The sequence below is a fragment of the Variovorax sp. PBL-H6 genome, assembly GCF_901827155.1.
GTDB lineage: Bacteria > Pseudomonadota > Gammaproteobacteria > Burkholderiales > Burkholderiaceae_C > Variovorax.
Genome location: NZ_LR594659.1, coordinates 3478035 through 3502495 on the forward strand (window position 1 = coordinate 3478035; position 24461 = coordinate 3502495).

A 24461-nucleotide genomic window follows, 5' to 3' on the forward strand; every position below is an offset into this window, starting at 1 on the left:
AGCCGGCAAAGCCCGAAATTATAGCGTCCCGCTACGGGCAATCCGATCGAGCACCCAGCCGGCCGCGCACTGGCCGAAGGTGGCCGTTACGCTGACGACGGAGCCATAGCCGTGGCAGTTGAGCGAGCCGTCGCCTGCATCGTCGATGGCGCAGGACGCATCGGGCGGTGCGACGCTCTCGCGGCTGAAGACGCAGGTCACGCCGATCTTGCGGCCCTCGCGCGGCGCGCCATGCTCCTTCCGCAGCCGCTGACGCAGTTGCGCCAGCAGCGGATCGTGCGTCACCGCGGCGAGATCGTCGATGTCGACCTTGTGCGCGAGCCGCTTGCCGCCGGCTGCCCCCACCGTGACGAAGCCCGCGCCGGTCTCGCGCGCCCATGCGGCCATCGCGAGCTTGGCTCGAACCTGGTCGCACGCATCTATGACGACCGCCACTCGCCCGTTCGCGGCCTGCGCGCTCGCAAGCAACGTTTGCCAGTTGCCGGGCTCGACGAAGTCGTCGATGGCCAGGACCTCGCAGGCAGGATGAATGTGCGCGATGCGCTCGCGCATGGCCTCGACCTTGGCCTGCCCGATGGTGCTGTCGAGCGCGTGGATCTGGCGGTTGATGTTCGACTCGGCAATGTGGTCGAGGTCGATGAGCGTCAGCCGCCCGACCCCGCTGCGCGCGAGCGCTTCGACAGCCCAGGAGCCGACGCCGCCGATGCCCGCGACCAGCACATGCGCGTCGCGGATGCGGGCCGCGCCGGGCACGCCATAGAGCCGCTCCAGCCCGCCGAAGCGGCGGGCCAGGTCGGCCACGTCCAGCTCGGCGAGCGGGGCAGGCTGGACGGCGCTCATGTGCGCGAGCCCGGCTTCAGCGCAGGCGCGAGAGGCGCTCGCGGCCGGCCTGTGCCGCCTCGGACTGCGGATAGGCCTTGGTCAGGTCTTCCAACGTGCGGCGCGCGGCGCGCGTGTCCTTCAATTCGATCTGGCAGTTGGCGATCGACAGCACGGCCTCGGGCGCCTTCGCATGGTCGGGCGCCAGGGACAGCATCGATCGGAAATTGGCGATCGCCTCGTTGTAGTTGCGGGTAGCGTATTGCGCATTGCCGAGCCAGAACAACGCCGAGGCGTTGTAGCCACTCTGCGGATAGCGCTTCACGAACTCGGCGAAGGCCGTCTGCGCCTGCGCGAACTGGCCGCCGCGGAAGATGCCCAGGGCGGCTTCGAAGTCGGCCTTCTCACGCGGATCGGCCGAGAACTCGCGCCCGTCCACCGTCACCTTCGAAGGCTCGCTCTTCTTGAGCCTGTCGTCGATCTCGCCCTGCCGCTGCTGAATCTCGGTAACGCTGCGGGTGAGCTGCTCGTTCTGGCCGGTCATGCGCTGCAGTTCGCCACGCATCTGCTCGATCTGCGTCTGCAGCTCGAGCAGGCTGCGCCGCAGCTGCGCGTTCTCTTCGCTCTGGCGCTGCTCGGACTGCTGGCGCATCGCCTCCACGCGCTGGCGCAGATCGAGGATGGCGCGCCGAGCCTCGTCGTCCTCGAACAGCGCGGCCTGCGCGCCGAGGGAGGCGCACAGCAGGGCAGCAGCCAGGGCCGCGCCGCGCAGCGGGGCAACGACTCGTTGCATCATCGACGGTAGGTGATCTCGGCGCGGCGGTTCTGCGCCCACACGTCTTCACCAGTGCCCTGCGCGGCAGGCTTTTCCTTGCCGAAGCTCACTGCCTCGATCTGGTTGTCGGAGACGCCCAGCAGGTTGAGCGCACGTCGCACGGCCTCGGAACGCTTCTGCCCCAGCGCCAGGTTGTACTCGCGGCCGCCGCGCTCGTCGGTATGGCCTTCGATCGCGATGCGGCGCTGCGGGTTGGCTTTCAGGAAGCGGGCGTGGCCATCGATCAGCGACTGGAACTCGGGCTTGATGGTGTAGCTGTCGAAGTCGAAATAGACGATGCGTGCCACGCCAACTGGGCCCTGCGCGGTCTGCGCATTCGGGTCGATGCTGACCGGCGCCACGCCGCTGGCCGCGCCGCCGCCCGAGCCCGTGCCGCCAGAGCGATCCACCACCGGTGCATCGTTGAGCTTGGTGCCGGACGAGCACCCGGCGATGAGCGCCACGATGGCCAGCGAATAAATCGTACGTCTTAACATTTCGAACTCCTCAGGTTAATCATTCATTGCTTTTGAAACGGACCCCAGTCCGGTTCACGGATGTCGCCTGCCTGCCCGGCCAGTCGCGCTTTTATCTTGCCGTCGAGCGTGGTCGTCATCAGCGCCTCGCGGCCTCCCAGGCGCGTGGCGTAGACGATCAGCTTGCTGTTGGGGGCGAAACTGGGTTTCTCGTCGGCAGTGGTATCCGTGAGCGCCGTGATGTTGCCGGTCGCCAGTTCCATCACGTGGAGTTTGAAGGCACCGCCCACCCGCGAGATGTAGGCCAACCACCGACCGTCGGCGCTGACGGACGGAGAAATGTTGTAGGTGCCGGTAAAGGTGACGCGCGTCGGGTTGCCACCGCCGGCGCTCATCTTGTAGATCTGGGGTGCGCCGCCGCGGTCACTCACGAAGTAGATGGTGCCGCCGTCGGCGGAGTACCTCGGCTCCGTGTCGATGCTGCTGCTTTGGGTGAGCCGGCGCGGCTCGCCGCCGCCCGCAGGGATGGTGAAGAGCTGGGAGCCGCCATCGCGGCTCAGCGTCACCGCCAGGGTGCTGCCGTCGGGCGACCAGGCAGGCGCGCTGTTGTTGCCCTTGAAGTTGGCCACCAGCCGCCGCTGTCCGCTCGCCACGCTGTGCACGTAGACCACCGGCTTGCGCGACTCGAAGGACACGTAGGCCAGCTGCGTCCCGCTGGAGGACCAGACCGGCGAAATGATCGGCTCGGGGCTCGCAAGCGCGGCCTGCGCGTTCTCGCCGTCGGCGTCCGCCACCCAGAGGCTGAAGCGGTTGGCTCCCTTGGTGACGTAGGTGATCCGGGTCGAGAAGATACCTTTTTCGCCGGTCAGCTTTTCGTAGACGTAGTCGGCAACGCGGTGCGCGGCGAGGCGCAGGTCGCCTTGCGGCACGGTGTAGCTCTGGCCGCCCAGGTCCTGCCCCCGCACCACGTCCCAGAGACGGAACTTCACGTCGAAGCGGCCGTCGGCCAGGCGGGTCACGCTGCCCGCCACCAGGGAGTCGGCCGTGCGCTGGCGCCACAGGCTCAGATCGGGGCGGGAGGCTTCGTCGAGCGACTGGCCGCTGGCATCGACACCGCGAAACTGGCCGCTGCGTTCCAGGTCGGCCTGCACGATGGCCGAGATCTTTTGCGGGGACGCGTCTTCGCCCTTGAAGGGCACGAGCGCAATCGGCAGCTGCGTCAGCCCCACGCCCGAGACTTCAACCCGGAACTGGGCGAAGGCGGGAGCGAAGGGGGAGGCAGCCAGAGCCGCAATCAACGTGCGGCGAACGGAGAACGATGAAGAAGGGGTTGGGGAGATTTCTTGCAACTGCTTTTTCATGCGGTTCGGAGAGCTTTCCGGGAATTTAGTTTCAAGCCCGGATGAAACGAGGCCACATGGTACACATTGCGATGCACCAGCCGTCACAAAACGTGTATGTGCCGGCGCGGTCCTACAGAAAGGCGAGAACTTAGAATCCGCCGCCATGCAGCCTTCCCCCGTCGCCGAGTCCGCGCGCCCTCCTCTCACGCGCCGGCTGGCGCGACTCATGACCTGGTTCGGAGGCTCGCGGCATTGGTGGGCCCTGGGTCTTGTGTGCGCCCTCATCGCCGCCGTGACCGAACCGCTGATGGCTGCCATGCTGAAGCCGCTGCTCGACCGCGGCTTCACGCGCGGCCAGCTCCCGCTCTGGGCCATTCCGGCCGCCGTCATCCTGCTGTTCGCGGTGCGTGGGCTGGCGCAGTTCGTTTCGCAATACGCACTCGCGCGCATCGCCAACGAAGGCATGCAGCGGCTGCGGCGCGTGCTGTTCGAGCGCCTGCTGGCGGCCGAGCTCGCCCTCTTCTCGCGCCAGTCTGCCAGCACCTTGTCGAACACGGTGGTCTATGAAGTGCAGACTGGCGGCCTGCTGCTGGTGCAGGCTCTGCTGGGCTTGTCGCGCGACGGCTTCACGTTGATCGCGCTGCTGCTCTACCTCGTGTATCTCAATTGGAAGCTGACGCTGATCGTGGGCGTGCTGGCACCGTGCGTGGCCTGGATCATCAAGGCATTTTCCAAGCGGCTTTACCGGCTCACGCAGCTCGGCCAGCGGGCGACCGACGAACTCGCCTACGTGGTCGAAGAGAACGTGCTTGCCCATCGCATGGTCCGGCTGCACAACGCCGAACCCGGCCAGATCCAGCGCTTCGACCGCCTGAGCCACGATCTCCATCGCCTGGCGGTGAAGTCCACCATCGCCTCGGCGGCGACCACGCCCCTGACCCAGATCGTCGCGGCGGTTGCGCTCTCCGCGGTGGTCATGATCGCGCTCTGGCAAAGCGGCAAGCAAGGCTTCACGGTGGGCGGCTTCGTGGCCTACATCACAGCCATGCTGATGCTGATCGCGCCGATCCGGCGGCTCGCGGACATGACGAGCCCGATCACGCGCGGCCTCGCGGCGCTCGAGCGCGGCCTGGCGCTGATCGACCAGGTGCCACCTGAATCCCAGGGCAACTTCCAGGTCCCGCGCGTGACGGGCCGCATCGAACTGCGCGCCGTGCGCGTCAACTACCGCGGCGAGGAGGAAGCCCGCGCGCTCGACGGCATCAGCCTGACGCTCGCGCCCGGCGAGGTGGTGGCCTTCGTCGGGCCCTCGGGTTCGGGCAAGACCACGCTGGTCAACCTGCTGCCGCGCTTCGTCCTGCCGAGCGCGGGCCAGGTGCTGCTCGACGGGCACGACGTGGGCGACTGGCAGCTCAAGAACCTGCGCTCGCAGTTCGCGATGGTCAGCCAGGATGTGGTCATGCTCAACGACACGCTCGCCGCCAACGTGGCGCTGGGCGCCGAGCTCGACCGCGATCGCGTGCTCGCCTGCATAGCGGCCGCGAACCTGTCGGTTCACGTCGCGGGCCTGCCCGAAGGCATCGACACGGTGCTGGGCCACAACGCAACCCAGCTCTCGGGCGGTCAGCGGCAACGCCTTGCGATCGCGCGCGCACTCTACAAGGACGCGCCGGTGCTGCTGCTCGACGAGGCGACGTCTGCGCTCGACACGGAATCGGAGCGCCTGGTCCAGGAGGCGCTGCAGCGGCTGATGCGCAACCGCACCACCCTGATCGTCGCGCACCGCCTCTCGACCATCCAGCACGCCGACCGCATCGTGGTGATGGATCACGGGCGCATCATTGAGCAAGGCAGCCATGCGCAGCTCATGGCGCTGGACGGGCTGTATGCACGCCTTCAGGCGAATGCGATGCGCTCGGCGCCGGAGGGCAGCGAGCCGAGCCTTTGAACCCTTCGGCATATTGCACCCGGGCCGGCAGGCTGGTTTTGAATCAGAGCCGCCGATTGCGACTTCACAACAGCACGATGTCGTACTGCCCCTGCCCCATGGCCGGCTCGGCCTGCAGCGAGATCGGTTTGCCGATGAAGTCGCTCAGTCCAGCCAGGTGCTGGCTCTCCTCGTCGAGGAACAGCTCGATCACCTGCGGCGAGGACACGATGCGGAACTCGCGCGGCGTGAACTGACGCGCCTCGCGCAGGATCTCGCGCAGCACGTCGTAGGCCACGCTGCGCGCCGTCTTCACGATGCCTTGCCCATTGCAGGCCAGGCAAGGCTCGCACAGCATGTGCGCCAGCGATTCGCGGGTGCGCTTGCGCGTCATCTCGACCAGCCCGAGTTGCGAGAAGCCGCCTGCGGTGGTCTTGACGCGGTCGCGCGCCAGCTGCTTGCGGAACTCGGCGAGCACATGCTCGCGATGATCGTCGCGCACCATGTCGATGAAGTCGACGATGATGATCCCGCCCAGGTTGCGCAGGCGCAGTTGCCGCGCGATGGCCTGCGCGGCCTCGAGGTTGGTCTTGAAGATGGTGTCGTCGAAGTTTCGCGCGCCGACGTACCCTCCGGTGTTCACGTCGATGGTGGTGAGCGCCTCGGTCTGGTCCACCACCAGGTAGCCGCCGGACTTCAGCTCCACGCGCCGCCCGAGCGCCTTCGCGATCTCCTCGTCGATCGAATAGAGGTCGAAGATCGGCCGCTCGCCCTTGTAGAGCTGCAGCTTGCCGGCGGCCTGCGGCATGAACTCGAGACCGAACTTCAGCAAGGCATCGAACTGCTCGCGCGAGTCGATGCGGATCGTCTGCGTGTCCTCGGTGGTCATGTCGCGCAGCACGCGCTGCAGCAGGCTCAAGTCTTGATGCAGCAGCGACATCGGCGGCATGCGCGTGGACAGCTCCCGGATGCGCGACCAGGTCTTGCGCAGGTAGGTGATGTCTTCGGCCAGCTCGGCATCGCTCGAATCCTCGCCGTTGGTGCGCAAGATGAAGCCGCCGGTGGCCTCCGGCACCACGCCGCCGGCGCCTGCCGCTGCAGCAGCTTCGATCAGCGCCTGCATGCGCGTTCGCAGCGCATCGCGGAGGTCGGACGGAATCTTCTGAGACACGCCCACATGGTTGTCCTGCGGCAGGAAGACCAGCAGCCGGCCCGCAATGCTGATCTGGGTCGACAGGCGCGCGCCCTTGGTGCCGATGGGGTCCTTGATCACCTGCACCAGTAGCGACTGGCCTTCGAACACCTGCTTCTCGATGGGCACCACCGCACCGCCATTGCGCCCCTCGCGATCCATGGCCGCGGCGCTGGGCCGCGAGCCCGGCGTAAAGGGCGCAACGATATCGGCTACATGCAGGAAGGCCGTGCGATCCAGGCCGATGTCGATGAAGGCGGACTGCATACCGGGCAGCACCCGCGAGACCTTGCCAAGGTAGACGTTGCCGACCAGCCCACGCTCCAGCGTGCGCTCCACGTGGAGCTCCTGCACGGCGCCGTGCTCCACGAGCGCGACGCGGGTCTCCTGCGGCGACCAGTTGACCAGGATGTCTTGCATGTTTCGTCTACCACCCTAGAGCGCGAAGCCCGCCGTGCGCAGCAGCTGCGCAGTCTCGAACATGGGGAGCCCCATGATGCCCGAATGCGAGCCGCTGATGTGCTCGACGAAGGCCGCTGCCCGCCCCTGGATGGCATAGGCCCCGGCCTTGCCGTCGGGCTCGCCGCTGGCGACATACGCCGCGATGCGGCGCTTCTCGAGGGCGGCGAAGCGCACGCGCGACACGCTGAGCCCCGCGTGCCGGCGCTTGCCATGCTGCAAGGCCACGGCCGTCAGCACCCGGTGCGTGCGGCCGGAGAGCAGTGCCAGCATGCGCTCGGCGTCCCGGGCATCCTCGGGCTTCCCGAGGATGGTGCGGCCGAAAGCAACCGTGGTGTCGGCGCACAGCACAGGCGCCGGTGGCAGGCCCAGGCGATGATGGCGCGCCACTGCCGCATCCAGCTTGAGCGCGGTGACGCGCTGGACATAGGCGGTCGGCGATTCGCCAGGCTGTACATGCTCCAGCGCCTCGGCGTCCTCCTCGGGGCCGGCCAGCAGCAGCTCGTGGCGCACGCCGAGTTGGCCCAGCAACTGCGCGCGGCGCGGGCTCTGCGAGGCGAGATAGATGAAGGAGTCCGTCATTCAGGACTCCGTCATTCGCGGTGGTAAGGATGGCCGGCGTTGACTGACCACGCGCGGTAGAGCTGCTCCACCAACAGCACGCGGGCCATCGCATGAGGCAGGGTCAGGTCGGAAAGGCGGATGCGCTCGTGCGCCGCCGCCTTGAAGGCCGGGTCCAAACCGTCGGGACCGCCGATCACCAGCGCGACGTCGTCGCCCCCGCCTTGCCACGCCTGCAGCCGGGCCGCGAGCGCCTTGGTGGTGAGAGCCGTGCCGCGCTCGTCCAGCACCACGATGCGCATGCCCTTGGCAATGGCCGCCTCGATCCGTTCGCGCTCGGCCGCGTAGAGGGTCTCGAGTGTCTTGGAACCACGCGGCTCGGTCTTGACGGCGCGCAGCTCGAGCTTCAACTCGGGCGGGAAGCGCTTGGCGTAGTCGTCCCAGGCGGTCTGAGCCCAGTCGGGCACACGCTGCCCGACCGCGACCACCAGGAGCTTCATGCGCGCGCCGTAGTCTTGCGCGGCGCCTTCTTCGCCGGCGCCGCCTTCTTGGCGGCAGCCTTCTTGGCCGGTGCCTTGTTCACGACGACGGTCTTGACCGGCGTCTTGCTCGCCGGCGTCTTCCGGGCCGATGTCTTCCTGGCCGCCGGCTTCGGCTTGGCGGCGGCGTCCGCCGCGCGCTGCGCCGTCTTGGCGGCGCTGGAGCGTCTCAGCGAGGGAGAGGTCTTGGCAGCGGCAGGCGGCTTCTCCTCGGCCGGCCGCGCAACGGCCGGCTTCGCGGCGCCGAGCCTGGTGCGCACAGGCTTGTCACCCCAGATCTCTTCGAGGTGGTAGTACTGGCGAATGGCCGGCTGCATGATGTGTGCCACAGCGGCGCCGCAGTCGACGATGATCCACTCCCCGTTCTCCTCGCCCTCCACGCGCGGCTTGTTGAAGCCGGCATCGCGCACCGCGTCGCGCACGCTGGCGGCCAGCGCCTTGGTCTGGCGGTTGGAGGTGCCCGAGGCGACGATCACGCGCTCGAACAACGGCGAGAGGTGCTCGGTGTCGAAGACCTGGATGTTCTGCGCCTTGACGTCCTCGAGGCCATCGATGATGGCCCTCTGGAGTTTCTGGGTGTCTTTCTTGGCGGCGGCTTCAGTACTCATCAGGTGGAACGGTAGAGGTGGTGTTGGTCAATATAGCGTGCAACCGCCGGCGGAACCAGTTGAAAAAGGTCCTGGCCTTGCGCGGCGCGCGTGCGGACTTCGGTGGCGCTGGTGTCCATCGGCGCGAGCGTGAGGTTCTCGAAGCGTGCGCCGGGCGGAAGATCCGGCAGCCTATGGGGATCGAAAAAGCTTCCGTCCGTTGAACCGGGGCGGCGGGCGACCGCGATGACGGCCATTTGCAGGATCTCGCGCCATCCGTGCCACTGAGGCAGCCAGGCGGCCTGGTCGGCGCCCATGATCAGCACCAGTTCGGCCGCCGGCTGCTCCTGCTGCAGCTCGCGCAAGGTGTCCAGCGTGTAGGTAGGCCCGGCACGTTGCAGCTCGCGCGCGTCGACGATGGCACCCGGCAGTGCCTCGAAGGCCAGCTGCGCCATCGCGAGGCGGTGTGCGCCGCCGCTGAGCGTGCGCGTCTTGTGCCAGGCATCGCCAGTCGGGAAGATGCGCAGCTCGGCCAGCCCCAGCTGCGCCAGCGCAGCCTGCACCAGCGCGACATGCGCGTTGTGCGGCGGATCGAAAGCCCCGCCGAACACCCCGATCCGGAGTCGGTTCACAGCCATTCGCGGCGCACGATGAAATCGCTGTAGAGCGCCGCTTCGGGCGTCCCCGGCTCCGGTTCGCGACGGTAGGCCCAGCTGGCCTGCGGCGGCATCGACAGGAGGATCGATTCGGTGCGCCCGCCCGACTGCAGCCCGAAATGCGTGCCGCGGTCCCACACCAGGTTGAACTCCACGTAACGCCCGCGCCGATACAGCTGGAAGGCACGCTCGCGCTCGCCATGAGGCATGGCGCGCCGGCGCTCGACGATGGGCAAATAGGCCGGCAGGAAGGCATCGCCCACCGCGCGCAACATGGCGAAGCTGCGCTCGAAGCCCAGCTCCGCGAAGTCGTCGAAGAAGATGCCGCCAACGCCGCGCTGCTCGTTGCGGTGCTTGAGGAAGAAGTACTCGTCGCACCAGGTCTTGAAGCGCGGGTACTTGTCGTCGCCAAAAGGCGCCAGCGCATCGCGGCAGCTGCGATGGAAATGCACCGCGTCTTCCTCGAAGCCGTAGCAAGGCGTCAGGTCCATCCCGCCGCCAAACCAGCACACGGGCGCGCCATGCGCCGGCAGCGCGGCCAGCATGCGCACGTTCATGTGCACCGTGGGCACGTAGGGGTTGCGCGGATGGAACACCAGCGAGACGCCCATGGCCTCGAAAGGCGCACCGGCGAGTTCGGGGCGGTGCTGGGTCGCAGAGGGCGGCAGCGTCGGGCCGCGCACCTCTGAAAACCCGCAGCCGGCGCGCTCGAACAGGACACCGTCCTCCAGGATGCAGGTCAGGCCGCTCCCTTGCAGGGGCTCCCCGGGCGCCTTCTGCCAGGCATCGCGCAGGCAAGCCTTGCCGTCGGCGGCCTCGATGGCGTCCACGATGCGCTGCTGCAGCCTCCGCAGGTAGTCGCCGACGGCGTGGCGATCGTCAGGCATCAGCCGTGGGGCGTGCGCACCTGGACGGCGCGGTGCCCGATGTCCTTGCGGTACTGCGCGCCATCGAAATGGACGCGCGCCGCCAGTGCGTAGGCGCGCTGCTGCGCCTGCTTCACGCTGTCGGCCAGCACGGTGACGCAGAGCACGCGTCCGCCGCTGGTCTTGAGCTCGCCGTCTTCGAACGCGGTGCCGGCATGGAAGACCACCGCGTCAGGCGACTCGGGCGGAATGCCGTGAATGGCATCGCCCTTGCGCGGCGACAACGGGTAGCCGTGCGCCGCCATCACCACGCCCAGCGCGACACGGCGATCCCAGTCGAGCTCGATCTGGTCCAGCGTGCCGTCCGTGGCGTGCCAGAACACCTCGAACAGGTCGGACTTGAGCCGCATCATGATCGGCTGGGTCTCCGGGTCGCCCATGCGGCAGTTGAACTCCAAAGTCTTGGGATGGCCCGCGGTGTCGATCATCAGGCCGGCGTAGAGGAAGCCGGTGTAGGGAATGCCATCCTTCTCCATGCCGCGGATGGTCGGCAGGATGATCTCGCGCATGGCACGCGCGTGTACCTCGGCCGTGACCACCGGCGCAGGTGAATAGGCGCCCATGCCGCCGGTGTTGGGCCCCTGGTCATCCTCCTGCAGGCGCTTGTGGTCCTGGCTGGTCGCGAGCGCGGTGACGTTCACGCCATCGCACAGCACGATGAAGCTGGCCTCCTCGCCCTGCAGGAACTCCTCGATCACGACGCGCGCGCCACCTTCGTTGTGCGAGATGCCGAGCTTGTTGTCCACCAACATGAAGTCGATCGCCTCGTGCGCTTGCGCCAGCGTCGCCGCGACGACCACCCCCTTGCCGGCCGCAAGGCCATCGGCCTTGATCACGATGGGCACGCCCTTGGCGTCCACGTAGGCGTGGGCCGCCGCGGGATGGGTGAAGGCCTCGTACTCGGCCGTGGGAATCTTGTGCCGCTTCATGAAGGCCTTGGAGAAGGCCTTGGAGCTTTCAAGCTGGGCCGCCGCCTTCGTCGGCCCGAAGATGCGCAGCCCGTGCGCGCGGAACTCGTCGACCACGCCGGCCGCGAGCGGCGCCTCGGGGCCGACCACCGTGAGCGCGATCTTTTCCTGCAGCGCCCAGGCCCGCAGCGCCGACGGCTCGGCGATGTCGATGCATTCGTAGCGCGAATCCGCGCGCGTGCCGCCGTTGCCCGGCGCCACATAGACCCGGCTCACGCGCGCGGCCTGTGCCAGTCGCCACGCCAGTGCGTGCTCGCGGCCCCCTCCCCCGATCACCAGTACCTTCATTCGCGGGCTTTCATGGGCGCTTGCTCACTCGGAAAGCGCCGCGTTGTGATAGACATCCTGCACGTCGTCGAGGTCCTCGAGGGCATCGAGCAGCTTCTGCATCTTCGCGGCGTCTTCGCCGGCGAGCTCGATGGTGTTCTCGGCGCGCATCGTGACCTCGGCCACTTCGGACTTGAGTCCGGCTGCCTCCAGGGCGTCGCGCACCGCCTCGAAGTCGCCGGGAGCGGTCAGCACCTCGATCGCGCCGTCCTCGTCGGTCAGCACGTCCTCGGCGCCGGCGTCGAGCGCGACTTCCATCACCTTGTCCTCGCTGGTGCCGGGCGCGAAGACCAGTTGCCCGCAATGCTTGAACTGGAAGGCGACCGATCCTTCGGTGCCCATGTTGCCGCCGTGCTTGCCGAAGGCATGGCGCACCTCGGCCACGGTTCGCACGCGGTTGTCGGTCATGGTGTCGACGATGATGGCGGCGCCGCCGATGCCGTAGCCCTCGTAGCGGATCTCCTCGTAGCTCACGCCTTCGAGGTTGCCGGTGGCCTTGTCGATATTGCGCTTGATGGTGTCGGCCGGCAGGTTGACCGCCTTGGCCTTGTCGACCGCCAGCCGCAGGCGCGGGTTGGCGCTCAGGTCGCCGCCGCCGGATTTGGCGGCAACCATGATTTCACGGATCGCACGGGTCCAGAGCTTGCCGCGCTTCTCGTCCTGCCGGCCCTTCCTGTGCTGAATGTTCGCCCATTTGCTGTGTCCGGCCATGGCAGTCGTTCTCGCTATCTCGTGTTTCCAATCAGGTAGGGAGTTTACTGTCGGGCGCGCACGACAGCCCCGCGCGCTGCAGCGGAAGCATCGATCCTTTTTGGGATAATCCGCCGCTGATGCGCCAGGTCAGTACGGGCATCTCCCGGTTTCCACCCCTTCACAGCGCATGAATATTCTTCCAACAACGAATGCCGAAGCCGCCGCACCGGTGCACCAGACCTGCGACGTTCTCGTGATCGGCGGCGGTCCCGCAGGCTCCACGGCCGCGGCGCTGTTGGCGCAGCAGGGCCGCAAGGTGGTGCTGCTCGAGAAGGCGCACCATCCGCGCTTCCACGTCGGCGAATCGCTCCTGCCTGCCAACGCGCAGCTGTTCGACCGGCTGGGCCTGCGCGAGGAGATCGAACGCATCGGCATGCCCAAGTGGGGTGTCGAATTCGTCTCGCCCGACCACGAGCACGTCGCCATGGTGGAGTTTGCAGACGCCTGGGACAAGTCCATGCCCTATGCGTGGCAGGTCCGCCGATCGGAAATGGACGAGATCCTGTTCCGCAACGCCGGCGCTCGCGGCGCAGAGACGATCGAAGGCTGCCGCGTACGCGACGTCCAGTTCGATGCCGACGGCGCCACCGTGACCGCCCGTCTGGACGACGGCGCCACGCGCAGCTGGCGAGCCAGCTTCGTGCTCGACGCATCGGGGCGCGACACCTTCCTGTCGAACAAGTTCAAGGCCAAGCAGAAGAACCCGAGGCACAACAGCTCGGCCCTCTTCGGCCACTTCACCAATGCCGACCGATTGCCGGGCAAGCTCGAGGGCAACATCACCATCTTCTGGTTCGCGCACGGCTGGTTCTGGTACATCCCACTGGCGGACGGCACCACCAGCATCGGCGCCGTCTGCTGGCCCTACTACCTCAAGTCGCGCAGCAAGCCGGTCAAGGACTTCTTCGCCGACACCATTGCGCTGTGCCCGCAGCTCGCCGCGCGCCTGTCCAAGGCCCAGCTGGTCGACGATGCCGTCTACGCCACCGGCAACTACTCTTACACCAGCACGCATTGCAGCGGCGAGCGCTACCTGATGCTGGGCGACGCCTACAGCTTCATCGACCCGGTGTTCTCCTCGGGCGTGTACCTCGCGATGTACAGCGCCTTCGAGGGCGCCGAGGTGGTCGCCGCCGCGCTCGACCGTCCAGCCAAGGCCGCCGCGGCCCGGCAACGATTCGAGCGCGACATGCGCAGGGGCCCGCGCGAGTTCTCCTGGTTCATCTTCCGCGTGACCAACCCCACCATCCGCGAATTCTTCATGTACCCGGAAAACCCGTTCCGCGTGAAGGAAGCGCTGCTCTCGCTTTTGGCCGGCGACATCTACGGCAAGACGCCGATCTGGCGCTCGCTGCGGTTGCTCAAGGCCCTGTACTACCTGGTGTCTGCCGGCCATCCGCTGCGCACCTGGCAGTCCTGGCAGCGGCGGCGCCGGAACATTCGCGACCTCGGGCCGCTCGCCGGCGAAAACGTGGTCGAAGCCCGGTGAGCGCCGCCCGGCCGCCCGAAGGCGCGAAGGCCCCCTCGGGGGGCAGCGCAGTACACGAAGTGACAAGCGTGGGGGAATTCCAATGAGCGCGCGCGACTTCAACGGAGTGCCGCCCCTGCGCGTCGAGCGGCTGTCGCTGTCGGAGAGCCTGGCGCTGTCATCCGAGGGCCGCCCGCCTTTCGGTGCGCTCGGCTACGGGACTCCCGACCACCTGTCCTGGATGCCCACGGTCAACGCCCGCGTGCTCTCGAACGCCGGCGCGATGGCCGACGTGTGGCACGCCAGCGAACACATCGAATCCGGCACCTCAGGGGCGGTGCGCTGGCGCTGCGACGGCCACTGGATGCTGGGCGCCATCGACCTCGACGAGGCGCACGAAGGAGCCGGCCTCACCGATCTGGCCCACCGCGCCTACCGCGACCTCTTCCAGTCGCTCGCGCAAACGGGATGCACCCAGGTGCTGCGCATCTGGAACTACCTGCCGCGCATCAACGCCGACGGCGGTGGCCTCGAGCGCTACCGCCAATTCAACCTCGGGCGCCAGCAAGCTTTCGTCGAGGCCGGCCAGGCCGCCTTCGAAGGCGCGCCGGCCGCGTGCGCCCTGGGCATTCACCAAGGCGCGCTGTGCATCCGCTTTCTGGCGGGCCGCGTCGCGCCACTGCCGGTGGAAAACCCCCGGCAGGTCTCGGCCTATCACTATCCGCCCACTTACGGCCCGCGCTCGCCCACCTTCTCGCGCGCGGCGCTGGCAGAAATCGGCGGTGGCGACGTGGCACTGTTCATCTCTGGCACGGCCAGCATCGTCGGGCACGAGACGGTGCACCTGGGCGATGTGCGGGCCCAGACCGAAGAGACCCTGCGCAATCTTGCAGCCGTGATCGCCGCAGCCAACCAATGCGGCTCCGCAAGTTTCGCCGTCGACACGATCGATGCGGTGGTCTACGTGCGCCACGACACCGACACGCCCATCGTGCGCGAGGTGATCGAGCGGAAGCTGGGCGCGCATTCCCACACGCTGCGCCACGCGGTCTACCTGGAAGCGGACATCTGCCGCCAGGACCTGCTGGTGGAAATCGAAGCCCACGCCGTTGCCGGCGGCTCATTGGACACGCCCCAGAAGGTGTGAACAAACCCAGGGTCACCATGAAGCGCCTGCTGCGCTGGACTTTCTCCCTCCCCCTCGCCCTGCTGCTGTACGCACTGCTTGCGCTGCTGGGCCTCATCTCGCTGGCCTGGAACGTGGTTGCGATGCTGCTCTACCCGGTGCTGCCCGCGCGCACTGGCCGCGTGCTCGGCCGGCGCGTAATCGCGCTGGCCTACCGCTCCTTCTGGGCCACCGCCTCGGCGGCAGGGATGATGCGCATCGACGCCGCCTGCCTCGACGCGCTGCGCGAGGAGCCCGGGGTGATCTTCGTCGCCAACCATCCCACCATGCTCGACGCCCTGCTGCTGGTGGCCCGCTTGCCGCACAGCGCCTGCATCATGAAGGCGGACCTGATGCGCAACGTCTTCCTCGGCGCCGGTGCGCGGCTCGCGCGCTACATCCGCAACGACTCGGCGCGCACCATGGTCCGGCTCGCGGTCGAGGACCTCAAGGCCGGCGGCCAGCTGGTGATCTTCCCCGAGGGGACACGCACCGTGACGACGCCGCTCAACCCTTTCCGCCCCGGCGTCACGCTGATCGCCAAATTGGCTCAGGCGCCGATCCAGACCGTGTTCATCGAAACCGACTCGCCCTACCTTGCCAAGGGCTGGCCGTTGTGGCGCGTGCCGCCGCTGCCGATCGTCTTCACGCTCCGCTTGGGCAGGCGTTTCGCGCCCCAGCAAGACAGCGACAAGCTGCTGCGCGAGATCGAACAGTATTTCAGACACCCCACGGAACAGCGCGCCACCGACGCGCAGCCCGCATGCCAGCAGTCTCGCGCACCCACCTTGTCCTGATCCCCAGCTACAACACCGGCGAACGGCTGTTCTCCACCGTCAGCGCGGCACGCGCGCAATGGAATCCGGTCTGGGTGGTGGTCGACGGCAGTACCGACGGTACCGGCGAGCGGCTGCAGCAGATGGCGGCGGCCGACCCCGGCCTGCGCGTGTGGCTGCTGCCGCACAACCAGGGCAAGGGCGCGGCCGTCCTGCACGGGCTGCGGGCAGCGCAGGCGGCCGGCTACACGCATGCGCTCACCATGGATTCGGACGGCCAGCATCCGGCCGACCTGATCCCCGCCTTCATGCAGGCCTCGCAGGCGCGGCCCGAGACGATGGTGCTGGGGCGCCCGGTCTTCGACGCCTCGGCCCCGCTGCTGCGGGTGCGCGGGCGCAAGGTCTCCAACAGCTGGACCCAGCTCGAGACGCTGTTCGCCGGCATCGGCGATTCGCTCTACGGCTTCCGTGTGTACCCGGTGGCGGCACTGATCGCGACCATGGAACGCCAGCCGTGGATGCGCCGCTTCGACTTCGACACCGAGGCGGTGGTGCGCCTGGCCTGGCGCGGCGTCAAGCCGGTCAACATCGATGCGCCCGTCAAGTACCTGACCGCCGAAGAAGGCGGGGTCTCGCACTTCCGTTATTTGCGCGACAACGCCTTGCTGTCATGGATGCACACACGGCTGATGCTGGAGTTCGTGCTGCGCTTGCCAAGTCTGCTGCTGCGCCGGGTGCGGCGGGCACCGCCGTTCCAGCGCTGAGCCGCCTCGACACTGGCACTCCGCTAGAGGTACGGATCAATGTCGTACCTGTTCGTGCCGTACTCCTCGTCGTAGTAGGTCAGTTGCAGAAGGGAGGCCGGGCGGTCGGCGAAGGTCACGATCTGGCGCCTGTCGTCAGTGGAAAAGAAGCTGGATGACAGGTCCACTTTCGAATAGATTCCCGCGACCCGCTGCGACAGGTACTCGTGCGTTTCCGGGTCCAGTTGGCCGAAATACTGTTGCGCCCGGCAGTTGGCCAGCAGGTTCTGCCAGGTCTTCGGATAGTGCTGCTGCAGTTGAGTCACCGACTGCACCACGGGCCAGAGGAGGATCCCGTAGCCCGCGAAGGCGCCGATGCCGATGTCGATGGTCTTGAGGTACCCCAGCGAATAGAACTCGTCCATGGCGATGAGCACCGGCCAGTCGCCCTTGCGCCGCGGCTCCCGCTCCAGCGTCACCGTCGCGAGCTCCAGCAACATCAGCATCAGGCCGCGGTCCTCCCGCTGGAGCGCTGTGTTGCTGAGACAGACATACACCGTGGTGGGCCGTGCGCGCAGCGCGCGCAGTTCGAGTTGCGGGCCCGCCGAGCCGTCAAGCAATTCGCGGATGCCGGGGGTCCCGATGAAGCTCAGCGCATTGGCCACGGCGCCGAGCACGCCGCCTCTCTCGTCCCAGCCTTTGCCCAGCAGCGAGCGCGCCACGCCCTGGATCTCGCCCCGGAATGCCTCGTTCTCGGACATGAAGATGAGCAAGGCCTCCACGCCATCCGCCGCCGGGCAGGGAACGCCCGCCTGCGCCGCACTCGACTCGAGAACGGCGAGCCCGTCCAGGTCCCCCACGGTCAGGAGATGGCGCACATGGACCAAGTGGCGCAGGTCTTCGGGCTCGAAGGTTGCAACGTGCAGGATGGTGGCCGTGAGCAGCATGCGGGCCTGGGTCTGGAAATACTCGGCCGAGGCGTCGCCGCCGGACGTCTGCGGCACGAGCGACTCGGCAATGATCTTCGCGAAGCGCAGGGCCAGCGGGTTGGACTCGACGACGTCGCTCATCGGATTGAACGAGGACTTGACCGGGTGGTCCTTGACGATGTTCTCGGGATCGATCAGGTGGATGTCCTGGCCAAGAAACTGCGTGACCCGGCTGGAGCCCTTGCCGCGTGCGTTCGCAGTGATCGCGGCCAGCTGGCCCTTGGGGTCGATCACCAGCGCAGACCCCTGGTACTCCAGCAGATTGGGGACCAGCATCGCCCTGCCCTTGCCGCTGCGAGCGCCGGCGATCGTCACCGCATGCCGCGGATCGCCCTTGGGGCCGGCCACGACGAGGCGGCGTGGAAAGCCGAAGATCCGGTGCTCGTTCAGCACCTTCCCGTAGCGGATGGAACCGGGCCAATGGCTCCAGCGCCAGGCGAAGAGTTCCGACAGAGCCGCAAGCCGATGGTTGTCGCTCGCCTGCCGATGGCCGAGCGATCCTCTTCCCGGCGGCAGGATCCTGAAACGGTGCGCGCGTCCGATGCGCCCCACTTCTCCGGTCACCAGCACGAAGGCACAGCCGAGCACGATCGCCGCGCTCACCCAGTAGACAAGTGGCCGATATTGGGTCATGCCGGCGAGCGCCACGGCAGCTCCCATCGAGACCATCGCAATCGTCCACTGCCTGACTCGCATGAAGACGAGCGACCGGTTGCCGATGAAGCGCGTGAGCCAGCTTTGAGACATGCTTCGATTCACCCCTCTCGTGGGGCCGACGAGAGAATCGGCCGGTCTTTTTTTCTTCGCCAAGCCAACTTATGTAATTCGAAGTATTTACTTCGTTGGCGTTTTGCCCCTATTCTGCGTCACATATCATTCAGTTGAGCACGACGCAATGGTCACACCGGCAGATCGCGCGAGCGCGCTGAGGCAGTCGCAACGTCCTCCCACCCCAGCGCCTGCGCCGACCCCGGTCCGCGCGCCTGCGACGACACAAGCGCAGGCCCGTCCGCCCTCGGCTGCGGCCGCGAAGCCATCGCCTTCGGCTCCCAAGCCGTCGCCGGCCCGGGTATCGCCCTCGTTCAACACGGCCTCGCCACCGCCGCGGCAGCGCATCACGCCCGTCTTCAACGCCGCGGCCAATCCGGTGAAAGCCTCCCATCCGAAGCCGCCGAACATGCGGCCTCCGCCGCCACAGCCGTTGCCGGGGATGGGGCCCGGCGCCCCTTTCGACCGTGCCGCTTCCCTGCAACGCAAGGCGGCAATCGCCCAGCGGGTCGTGAACAAGGCCGCGGGCATCGGTCCCCAACGTGCGCCCGCGCAGAAACAAGGCCTGGCCAACACGCCGTCGATGCGCCCTGCCTTCAACAAGGCCAGGAAGCCCTGAATGGACAAGGACCTGAAGGACATCATCGCGAGGATCGCGGTAAAGGCCGGCTCCTCTGCAATGCGCAAGGCCGGCGAGATCGCCAAGCCCCACGTCGTGCGTGCCAAGGCGAACTGGGAGTGGACACAGATTCCGAAGAAGCTCGCAGCACAGGAGGCCAAGGAGGCCCGCGAGAAGCAACGCGAGGAACGCCTGCGCCAGGAGGCCGCACGCGAAAAGCAAGCCGAGGCACAGAACAAGGTGCTCGCGCAAGCGCTCAAGGACGACCAGCAGCGCAGGGACCAGGCCAGCCGGAGGAAGGCGCAGGCGGCGAGTGCCGTGATCGCCGCCGCCGCCAAGCCGACGTCTCCGAGCCCGGTGCGCACCCCCTCGCAGGGTGTGGCGCCTACGCCTTCACCTGCACCCAAGCCGGGGCCCGCACCCGGCCGCAGGCGCTAGGCCTCTGCCCTGCCGCCGCGGCGCTCGACCGAATCAACAACAACCGAAAGCCGAACCGCCATGAGCAGCCATGAAAATTCCGAAGATCGCCCGCAGATCGGCGCCGAGCTCGAGAACGCGATCAAGCGCACGCCGCTGATCCTCGTCCTCGACACCTCGCTGTCGATGGAAGAGAACAATCGCATCGGCATTCTCAACAACGCGCTGGCCGAGTTCATCGAGGCCGTGAAGACCAGCGACGAGCTGTCCGACGCCCTGCTCCTGAGCATCGTGACCTTCGGCGGCGAGGTGCGCGTGGCGTCGCCCTGGGCGTCGATCGACGACGTGGTCTTCGAGCCGTTGGTGGCCAACGGCAACACGCCGATGGGCGATGCGGTGACGGTCGCGATGGGCGAGCTCGACCTGCTGCGCGTCGAACTGCAGCAAGCCGGCACGCCCTACAACGTGCCATGGATGATCCTGATGAGCGATGGCGAGCCCACCGACCATTGGGAAGAAGCCGCCGAGCTCGTGCAGGAGCGGATCGCCAACACCAAGCTGGTTCCTTTCGCCTTCGGCATCCCGCCCTCGAAGGACGATGTGCTGCGCCGGTTCATCCCCAAGAACTTCCCGGTCTACTCCGTCGAGGAACAGAACATCAAGGCGCTCTTCGTGAAGTGGCTGCTGGGCAGCCTGGTCAAGGTCGCGGAGTCTTCGCCCGGCAAGCCGGGCGGGCTGCAGCTGTCGGCGCCTCCAGCCATACCCGTCTGAGCGGCGATGCTGATCAGCGCCGCGGGGCCGACGCATCTGCATGCCGACTCCGATCGATGGGCCGTGCGGGCGAGCGTCGTGCGCGGCGAGTCGCACGTGCGGCGCGACTCGGTCTGCCAGGACTGCTTCGCAGCCGACGTGCGGGGACGGCGCTTCGTCGCAGTCGCTGCCGACGGCGCGGGCAGCGCGCCCCGCAGCGACCAGGGCTCGCTGCTCGCCGCGCGGGCCATCGTGTCGGCGCTGCTCGCGCCCGAAACGCGCCTGACGCGCGTGAGCATCATCGATGCCATGGCCACCGCGCGAGCGGCGCTGGCCGATGAGGCGACGCAGAACAACGAACGCGTGGACGACTACGCGACCACCGTGGTCGGCGCGGCGATGCAGGGGTCGAACGGCATCTTCTTCCATCTGGGGGATGGCCTCGCGCTGGCATTCGGCTTCGCGTCGGAGTCTTCCGAGGTGCGCGCAATATCCACCGGCACCCCGTCCGACTTTGCCAACGTGTCCTCGTTTCTCACCCAGGCCGATTGGCAGTCGAACATCGTCTTCACGCCGGTTCGGGCCGCCGATTCGCTGATGCTCATGACCGACGGCTTCTCACCCTTCGCCCTGGACCGGCGGGGCAAGCCCAAGCCTCGCTTCTACCAGCCGATCCTCGATTTCATGCGGGCCCATCCCGGCAGCGTCGGGGCGCAGGGCCTGACCGACATGATGAACACGCCCGTCGTCCGCAAGACCAGCGGGGACGACTGCACCCTGATCTGGGCCGGCCTGCGTGAACAAGCCTAGAGCGCGTCAGTTCCTGCTGCGAGGGCGGCAACAGGCCGACCCCCCGGAGACCGTCATCGCCACCGAGCTGGCAGATGGCGAGGGCGCCATGGCCAGGGTGTATGCGCTGCCCGGCGACACCGAGGTACTCAAGCGCTTCCGCGACGACACGCCGCAGGAGGCGGCGCGACTCACAGGCATCGGGCGCAAGATCGAAGCCATGCTGGCGTGCCCGCCCGGCATGCAGGTGCATCTGCAAGGCAACCGGCGCTTCGTACAGATCGCCTGGCCTCAACGTGCAGTGGTCGACCGCAAGAACCGCATCGTCGGCTTCACCATGCCGAGGATCAGCGCCGACGCGGTGCCCATGACGGCCATCTTCTCCAAGCGCAACCGGCAGGTGCGCGGTCTGCGCCACGACCTCGCGTTCCGCCTGTACGTGGCCGTCAACCTGTGCAACGTGATCAACTACGTGCGCGCGGCCGGCCACCTGGTGATGGACTTCAACGCGAAGAACTTCGTCATCGATCGCAACGAAGGCTGGGTCGGGCTGCTCGATTGCGATGGCTTTGCGGTTTTCGATGGCCAGGGCCTCATTCCGGCGGATGCCGTGAAGCCCGACGAGGTGGCACCGGAATTTCGTAGCCCCCACGAAGCTGGCAGCTACGACGTGCGCACGCTGGATGAACGGCAGACCCGCTTCGGACTGGCCGTCACGCTCTTCCGACTCTTCAATTCCGGCAACAGCCCCGCCGCCGGAAGGCACCTGAAAGCGGATGAGCCCTCGGGCGAGAACGAACGTATCGCCGGGCGGCTGTTCTCGGTGGACCCCCGCCGCGCAGGACTGGAACCGCGAGGCGATATCACCTACCTGTTCGAAGACGAGACCCTGGCCCTGTTTCGCCGAGCCTTCCTCGGGCCTGACGACCAACGGCCTTCTCCCGCCGAATGGGCGGCGCATTTCCGCCGCCTCACCGCCCGTTCGCTTCGCCGCTGCCCGCAGAACCCGGCCGACTTTCACTTCTCCAAGCCCTGCATGCATTGCGGCTACCAGCCGCCACTTCAGGCCAGTGTGCCGCCGGGCTTCGCGCCGGCTCCGACGGGAACGTCGATTCCTTCGGGCACATCGACGCCATCGGGCGGGTCGAACCCATCGGCCACGTCGAACCCGTTGGGCACATCGAACCCATCGGGCTCATCGAGTCCACCGGGGACAAACTCATCGGGCACTCGCACCCCCGCGCCCTGGCCATGGAAGCCCATCGCGGCCCTCGTCGGCTGCGCGTTCCTCCTTGTCCTTGCAGTTCGATGGATCGGTTCCGCAAACACCGACGAGACCCCATCCAAACTCGTCGGCAATTCAACCTCGTCGAAGACGGCAAAGTTCGACCGCGTCGGCAGCCCGCCCGCAGTCCAGCCTGCGTCGAAGGGCGCGCTGGCGGTGGCCGCCATCAACGTGAACCTGCGCTCATCGTCCACAGGCGGCGCGCCGCGCGGCAAACTGGCGCGCGGCACGCAGGTCGAGCTGCTCGAGGAGGCCGAGCGCTTCCTGAAGGTGCGCACCTCCAGCGGTGAAGTGGGTTGGCTGGCGCGCGACTACGTCATCAACGCCGCCGACCTGCCGAGACTCCAGAAGCTCACGCCCCAGGCCTACGTGCAGGGCCGCCGCAACGACAGCAGCCTCGTGCGGCTGAAATCGCAGATCGATGCTTCCGGCAACCAGCGGCTGCAGCTGCTGCGCGCGATCCGGGGTGGCGCCACCGACCTCAGCGCAGAGATCGCGCGCCTCGACGCATCGCGAAAGATCGATGTGCCCGCCGACGTGAGCGCCGCCCGCTGGTTCAAGGCATCCGCCGAGGCGGCGCGCAACGAGCGCGATATCGCCGGCAGCCGCGAGTTCTTCCGCGCCGCGGTCGAGGCGGACCCGGCCGATCCGTCCTATCACAGCGGCGTCGCCTTCACGAGCTATGAGCTCGGCGACTACGACGCGATGATGGAAGAAGGCGCCGTGCTGCTCGTGCTCGCGCCCCAGACGACGAACACCTGGTACGTCAACGGCTTCGCCTGGGCCGCGGACCCGCAGGTGGACCGGCGGATGGCTGCGACGGCGCTCTACCTGGCGCAGAAATTCTCGGAGGACCCGCCGAAGACCCGGCAGCGCATGGCCGCCGAATCAAAGCGCAGGGAAGGCTCGCCCCTGGGCGTGGCGCTCGCGGCGACGTTGAGCCTGCCGGCCGGCGTGCCGCCTGCGCCGACCCCCGAGACGCAGGCCGCGCCTCCTCCTGCGCCGGCTCCTCCCGTGGTCCAGGCCACCGCGCCTGCTCAACCTGCCAGGGCCGCAGGCCCAACCATCGACGATCTGGCAACCATGATGACGGGTGCGCGCGAGCGGCGCTGGGGCGACGTGGACCGGCAGGCCGAGTCGATCCGGGGCCGCGGCAATTGGCAGCGTGGCAACGAGGCTGTCGCCCGAAGTGCGCTCGAAGAAGGGCAGCGTGCCCTGGACGCGTCCCAGTATTCGCAGGCCGTGGATGCCTTCCGGCGCGCGGCAGTGGCAGATCCGTCGAACCCGCTGGCGCCGCGCAAGCTCGGACAAGCCTACTCGGCGCTGGGCCAGGCAGGTCCGGCGCGCAGTGCATACATTCAGTCGCTGCTGATCGAGCCTGGCTCGGGTTTCACCTGGGCCATGCTGTCCAACGAAATGGCAGTCGCCGGCAATCCTCCCGACGATGTGTGGCTGGCGCTCAGGCTGGCCCTGCTCTACGAGGCGGACCGCCGTTCACTGGTTGGCTGGATCCAGGGCAACGCCTCGAATGCCCGCCTCGGCCCGTCCTACCGCAACGTCAACCGTCGCGTGCTTCAGGAGGTCGCGAGCATCCCGATGCCCTGACCGGCTCAGATCATTCCGCCGTTGATCGAAATGATCTGCCCGGTGATGTAGGCCGCTTCATCGCTCGCCAGGAAGCCCGCCAGCGCCGCCACCTCCTCGGGCCTGCCCGCCCGCTTCACCGGCACCAGCTGGTCGATCATCGCCTTGTCGAAGGCGCCGTCGGCCATGGGTGAAGCAATGATCCCGGGCGCGATGGCGTTGACGGTGACGCCGCGCGCCGCCACCTCGAGCGACAGCGCCTTGGTCGCGCTGTTGAGCGCGCCCTTCGCCGCCGCATAGTTGACCTGGCCCCGGTTGCCGGTGAGTGACGCGACCGACGACATGTTGATGATCCGCCCCCAGCGCGTGCGCAGCATGGGCAGCAGCAATGGCTGCGTGACGCGGAAGAAGCCGTTCAGCGAGACGTCGATCACCTTGTGCCACTGCGACGCGCTCATGCCGGGCAGCACCGCGTCGTCATGCACGCCGGCGTTGTTGACGAGGATCTGCACCGGTCCGCCCGCCAGGATGCGCTCGCAGGCCGAGCGCGAGGCCTCGTCGCTGCCGAGGTCGAAGACATGGCATTCGGCCTGGCCGCCTGCAGCCTTGACGGCATCAGCGAGTTGCTCGACGGCCTGCGGCCTGGAGTTGGCGTGCAGCAGCACCGTGGCGCCGTCGCGCGCGAGGCGCTGCGCGACCGCAGCACCGAGCGCGCCGCTGGCGCCGGTGATCAATGCACGTTTTCCGTTGAGGCTCATGAG

At 67.7% G+C, this 24461-nt stretch carries 25 protein-coding genes; 10 read left to right on the top strand and 15 right to left on the bottom strand.

The genetic code is table 11. The features are described 5' to 3' along the window. Positions 1-18: 18 nt before the first annotated feature. Genes G3W89_RS16365 through tolB form a run of 4 tightly spaced genes read right to left on the bottom strand, consistent with a single transcriptional unit; the run spans position 19 to position 3470 of the window. On the bottom strand, positions 19-840 hold the full coding sequence (locus tag G3W89_RS16365) for a tRNA threonylcarbamoyladenosine dehydratase (protein ID WP_162575177.1): 822 nt from the start codon (positions 838-840) through the stop codon (positions 19-21). A 16-nt stretch (positions 841-856) separates the two neighbouring features. After that, on the bottom strand, positions 857-1612 hold the full coding sequence (ybgF, locus tag G3W89_RS16370; RefSeq protein WP_162577505.1) for a tol-pal system protein YbgF: 756 nt from the start codon (positions 1610-1612) through the stop codon (positions 857-859). Next, positions 1612-2130, bottom strand: coding sequence for a peptidoglycan-associated lipoprotein Pal (pal, locus tag G3W89_RS16375; protein ID WP_162575178.1), 519 nt, complete (start codon positions 2128-2130; stop codon positions 1612-1614). The genes ybgF and pal overlap by 1 nt, the downstream gene beginning before the upstream one ends. A gap of 23 nt (positions 2131-2153) precedes the next feature. Next, positions 2154-3470: a Tol-Pal system beta propeller repeat protein TolB gene (tolB, locus tag G3W89_RS16380; RefSeq protein ID WP_174258264.1), complete on the bottom strand. Its 1317-nt coding sequence runs from the start codon at positions 3468-3470 to the stop codon at positions 2154-2156. A gap of 145 nt (positions 3471-3615) precedes the next feature. Between tolB and msbA the strand changes: the two genes are divergently transcribed. Continuing rightward, a complete protein-coding gene (gene msbA, locus G3W89_RS16385) occupies positions 3616-5400 on the top strand; it encodes a lipid A export permease/ATP-binding protein MsbA (RefSeq protein ID WP_162575179.1) in 1785 nt (594 codons plus the stop codon). Between the two features lie 64 nt (positions 5401-5464). Here the strand turns inward: msbA and rng are convergent, their stop codons facing one another. The 8 genes from rng to G3W89_RS16425 are packed head-to-tail and all read right to left on the bottom strand — an operon-like array spanning position 5465 to position 12305. Beyond that, on the bottom strand, positions 5465-6991 hold the full coding sequence (gene rng, locus G3W89_RS16390) for a ribonuclease G (protein WP_162575180.1): 1527 nt from the start codon (positions 6989-6991) through the stop codon (positions 5465-5467). 15 nt (positions 6992-7006) lie between these two features. Further along, positions 7007-7612: a Maf family protein gene (locus G3W89_RS16395; protein WP_162575181.1), complete on the bottom strand. Its 606-nt coding sequence runs from the start codon at positions 7610-7612 to the stop codon at positions 7007-7009. Positions 7613-7623: 11 nt separating this feature from the next. Next, complete coding sequence (gene rlmH / locus G3W89_RS16400; RefSeq protein ID WP_162575182.1) at positions 7624-8091, bottom strand: 23S rRNA (pseudouridine(1915)-N(3))-methyltransferase RlmH; 468 nt, start codon at positions 8089-8091, stop codon at positions 7624-7626. Further along, positions 8088-8738, bottom strand: coding sequence for a ribosome silencing factor (gene rsfS / locus G3W89_RS16405; RefSeq protein WP_162575183.1), 651 nt, complete (start codon positions 8736-8738; stop codon positions 8088-8090). Before rsfS ends, rlmH begins: the two co-directional genes overlap by 4 nt. Beyond that, positions 8738-9355 carry a nicotinate (nicotinamide) nucleotide adenylyltransferase gene (gene nadD / locus G3W89_RS16410; protein ID WP_162575184.1) on the bottom strand — a complete coding sequence of 206 codons (618 nt, stop codon included), beginning with the start codon at positions 9353-9355 and terminating at the stop codon, positions 8738-8740. Before nadD ends, rsfS begins: the two co-directional genes overlap by 1 nt. Continuing rightward, complete coding sequence (gene hemF / locus G3W89_RS16415; RefSeq protein ID WP_162575185.1) at positions 9346-10260, bottom strand: oxygen-dependent coproporphyrinogen oxidase; 915 nt, start codon at positions 10258-10260, stop codon at positions 9346-9348. Before hemF ends, nadD begins: the two co-directional genes overlap by 10 nt. Beyond that, on the bottom strand, positions 10260-11555 hold the full coding sequence (gene purD / locus G3W89_RS16420) for a phosphoribosylamine--glycine ligase (RefSeq protein WP_162575186.1): 1296 nt from the start codon (positions 11553-11555) through the stop codon (positions 10260-10262). The genes hemF and purD overlap by 1 nt, the downstream gene beginning before the upstream one ends. Before the next feature lie 24 nt (positions 11556-11579). After that, positions 11580-12305: a YebC/PmpR family DNA-binding transcriptional regulator gene (locus tag G3W89_RS16425; RefSeq protein WP_162575187.1), complete on the bottom strand. Its 726-nt coding sequence runs from the start codon at positions 12303-12305 to the stop codon at positions 11580-11582. A gap of 169 nt (positions 12306-12474) precedes the next feature. On the opposite strand from G3W89_RS16425, the gene G3W89_RS16430 reads away from it, so the two are divergent. The 4 genes from G3W89_RS16430 to G3W89_RS16445 all read left to right on the top strand — a co-directional run bounded on the left by G3W89_RS16430 (position 12475) and on the right by G3W89_RS16445 (position 16520). Continuing rightward, entirely contained in the window at positions 12475-13836 is a 1362-nt protein-coding gene (locus G3W89_RS16430) for an NAD(P)/FAD-dependent oxidoreductase (RefSeq protein ID WP_162575188.1), read from the top strand. Positions 13837-13918: 82 nt separating this feature from the next. Continuing rightward, the gene (locus G3W89_RS16435) at positions 13919-14962 is read left to right on the top strand and encodes a chorismate transformation enzyme, FkbO/Hyg5 family (protein WP_162575189.1); all 1044 of its coding nucleotides are present in this window, start codon (positions 13919-13921) and stop codon (positions 14960-14962) included. Further along, on the top strand, positions 14959-15777 hold the full coding sequence (locus tag G3W89_RS16440; protein WP_232076580.1) for a lysophospholipid acyltransferase family protein: 819 nt from the start codon (positions 14959-14961) through the stop codon (positions 15775-15777). Before G3W89_RS16435 ends, G3W89_RS16440 begins: the two co-directional genes overlap by 4 nt. Then, complete coding sequence (locus G3W89_RS16445; protein ID WP_162575190.1) at positions 15744-16520, top strand: glycosyltransferase family 2 protein; 777 nt, start codon at positions 15744-15746, stop codon at positions 16518-16520. Before G3W89_RS16440 ends, G3W89_RS16445 begins: the two co-directional genes overlap by 34 nt. A 23-nt stretch (positions 16521-16543) precedes the next feature. On the opposite strand, the gene G3W89_RS16450 is transcribed toward G3W89_RS16445, so the two are convergent. Both G3W89_RS16450 and G3W89_RS16455 read right to left on the bottom strand, forming a co-directional pair. Next, positions 16544-18235: a type IV secretory system conjugative DNA transfer family protein gene (locus G3W89_RS16450; RefSeq protein ID WP_162575191.1), complete on the bottom strand. Its 1692-nt coding sequence runs from the start codon at positions 18233-18235 to the stop codon at positions 16544-16546. Positions 18236-18361: 126 nt separating this feature from the next. After that, a complete protein-coding gene (locus G3W89_RS16455) occupies positions 18362-18667 on the bottom strand; it encodes a hypothetical protein (protein WP_162575192.1) in 306 nt (101 codons plus the stop codon). Here G3W89_RS16455 and G3W89_RS16460 point away from each other — a divergent pair. From G3W89_RS16460 to G3W89_RS16480, 5 genes are read left to right on the top strand one after another with little or no spacing between them, the layout of a single operon-like run. Continuing rightward, positions 18666-18875: a hypothetical protein gene (locus G3W89_RS16460; protein ID WP_162575193.1), complete on the top strand. Its 210-nt coding sequence runs from the start codon at positions 18666-18668 to the stop codon at positions 18873-18875. The genes G3W89_RS16455 and G3W89_RS16460 overlap by 2 nt on opposite strands. Further along, positions 18876-19313, top strand: a complete 438-nt coding sequence (locus G3W89_RS16465) for a hypothetical protein (RefSeq protein ID WP_162575194.1) — start codon at positions 18876-18878, stop codon at positions 19311-19313. It begins immediately after the preceding gene. Between the two features lie 60 nt (positions 19314-19373). Then, entirely contained in the window at positions 19374-20063 is a 690-nt protein-coding gene (locus G3W89_RS16470) for a vWA domain-containing protein (RefSeq protein ID WP_162575195.1), read from the top strand. Positions 20064-20069: 6 nt separating this feature from the next. Continuing rightward, a complete protein-coding gene (locus G3W89_RS16475; RefSeq protein WP_162575196.1) occupies positions 20070-20852 on the top strand; it encodes a protein phosphatase 2C domain-containing protein in 783 nt (260 codons plus the stop codon). After that, on the top strand, positions 20839-23721 hold the full coding sequence (locus tag G3W89_RS16480) for an SH3 domain-containing protein (RefSeq protein WP_162575197.1): 2883 nt from the start codon (positions 20839-20841) through the stop codon (positions 23719-23721). Before G3W89_RS16475 ends, G3W89_RS16480 begins: the two co-directional genes overlap by 14 nt. 5 nt (positions 23722-23726) lie before the next feature. Here the strand turns inward: G3W89_RS16480 and fabG are convergent, their stop codons facing one another. Beyond that, positions 23727-24458 carry a 3-oxoacyl-ACP reductase FabG gene (fabG, locus tag G3W89_RS16485; protein ID WP_162575198.1) on the bottom strand — a complete coding sequence of 244 codons (732 nt, stop codon included), beginning with the start codon at positions 24456-24458 and terminating at the stop codon, positions 23727-23729. Positions 24459-24461 lie beyond the last annotated feature (3 nt).

Coding starts and splice junctions, on each gene's coding strand:
- G3W89_RS16365 (WP_162575177.1), bottom strand. CDS start 840: ATGAGCGCCGTCCAGCCTGCCCCGCTCGCCGAGCTGGACGTGGCCGAC.
- rng (WP_162575180.1), bottom strand. CDS start 6,991: ATGCAAGACATCCTGGTCAACTGGTCGCCGCAGGAGACCCGCGTCGCG.
- rlmH (WP_162575182.1), bottom strand. CDS start 8,091: ATGAAGCTCCTGGTGGTCGCGGTCGGGCAGCGTGTGCCCGACTGGGCT.
- pal (WP_162575178.1), bottom strand. CDS start 2,130: ATGTTAAGACGTACGATTTATTCGCTGGCCATCGTGGCGCTCATCGCC.
- G3W89_RS16460 (WP_162575193.1), top strand. CDS start 18,666: ATGCGGCCTCCGCCGCCACAGCCGTTGCCGGGGATGGGGCCCGGCGCC.
- rsfS (WP_162575183.1), bottom strand. CDS start 8,738: ATGAGTACTGAAGCCGCCGCCAAGAAAGACACCCAGAAACTCCAGAGG.
- G3W89_RS16395 (WP_162575181.1), bottom strand. CDS start 7,612: ATGACGGACTCCTTCATCTATCTCGCCTCGCAGAGCCCGCGCCGCGCG.
- nadD (WP_162575184.1), bottom strand. CDS start 9,355: ATGGCTGTGAACCGACTCCGGATCGGGGTGTTCGGCGGGGCTTTCGAT.
- tolB (WP_174258264.1), bottom strand. CDS start 3,470: ATGAAAAAGCAGTTGCAAGAAATCTCCCCAACCCCTTCTTCATCGTTC.
- G3W89_RS16465 (WP_162575194.1), top strand. CDS start 18,876: ATGGACAAGGACCTGAAGGACATCATCGCGAGGATCGCGGTAAAGGCC.
- hemF (WP_162575185.1), bottom strand. CDS start 10,260: ATGCCTGACGATCGCCACGCCGTCGGCGACTACCTGCGGAGGCTGCAG.
- G3W89_RS16450 (WP_162575191.1), bottom strand. CDS start 18,235: ATGTCTCAAAGCTGGCTCACGCGCTTCATCGGCAACCGGTCGCTCGTC.
- G3W89_RS16445 (WP_162575190.1), top strand. CDS start 15,744: ATGCCAGCAGTCTCGCGCACCCACCTTGTCCTGATCCCCAGCTACAAC.
- fabG (WP_162575198.1), bottom strand. CDS start 24,458: ATGAGCCTCAACGGAAAACGTGCATTGATCACCGGCGCCAGCGGCGCG.
- G3W89_RS16430 (WP_162575188.1), top strand. CDS start 12,475: ATGAATATTCTTCCAACAACGAATGCCGAAGCCGCCGCACCGGTGCAC.
- G3W89_RS16425 (WP_162575187.1), bottom strand. CDS start 12,305: ATGGCCGGACACAGCAAATGGGCGAACATTCAGCACAGGAAGGGCCGG.
- G3W89_RS16470 (WP_162575195.1), top strand. CDS start 19,374: ATGAGCAGCCATGAAAATTCCGAAGATCGCCCGCAGATCGGCGCCGAG.
- G3W89_RS16475 (WP_162575196.1), top strand. CDS start 20,070: ATGCTGATCAGCGCCGCGGGGCCGACGCATCTGCATGCCGACTCCGAT.
- ybgF (WP_162577505.1), bottom strand. CDS start 1,612: ATGCAACGAGTCGTTGCCCCGCTGCGCGGCGCGGCCCTGGCTGCTGCC.
- msbA (WP_162575179.1), top strand. CDS start 3,616: ATGCAGCCTTCCCCCGTCGCCGAGTCCGCGCGCCCTCCTCTCACGCGC.
- G3W89_RS16435 (WP_162575189.1), top strand. CDS start 13,919: ATGAGCGCGCGCGACTTCAACGGAGTGCCGCCCCTGCGCGTCGAGCGG.
- G3W89_RS16455 (WP_162575192.1), bottom strand. CDS start 18,667: ATGTTCGGCGGCTTCGGATGGGAGGCTTTCACCGGATTGGCCGCGGCG.
- purD (WP_162575186.1), bottom strand. CDS start 11,555: ATGAAGGTACTGGTGATCGGGGGAGGGGGCCGCGAGCACGCACTGGCG.